Here is a 419-nt window from a genome sequence, read left to right on the forward strand (position 1 = left end):
CGCGAGACCAGGGACACCCGGAGGGCGGCGCACATGGACGTGCGCCGGGTGCCACCTTGGGCAGGATGCCCAATGTGGCACCTGCCTGCGTAGGCATCGCACTCGTGGCTCTTGATTCGAAACAGCTAAAGCCCTTTCTTTGGTTACTTTCTTTGTGGCTTTGGACAAAGAAAGTGACCCGCCGCTCTATGGCGGAAGCGTTTAGCGTTTGATCTCGCTCTTGCTTGCTGAAGCTTCTGCTTTTTGCTCGTCATTCCCGCGAATGCGGGAATCCAGCGACTTCAAGCGTTCTCGCACGAAAGGCACTGGATTCCCGCGTTCGCGGGAATGACGAGCAAAAAAGCAAAAACCCCAAGCGAGAGCAGGATCAAACGCCTAAAGCTTCCGCCATGGAGCGGCGGGTCACTTTCTTTGTCCAA

At 56.3% G+C, this 419-nt stretch carries 1 pseudogene; it reads left to right on the top strand.

Going from position 1 to position 419, the window contains the following annotated elements:
- Positions 1-224: 224 nt before the first annotated feature.
- Positions 225-419, top strand: a pseudogene (locus J7J50_RS08265) (hypothetical protein); the annotation flags it as partial.

It is taken from the genome of Lysobacter sp. ISL-50 (assembly GCF_018612875.1).
Classification (GTDB): Bacteria; Pseudomonadota; Gammaproteobacteria; order Xanthomonadales; family Xanthomonadaceae; genus Lysobacter.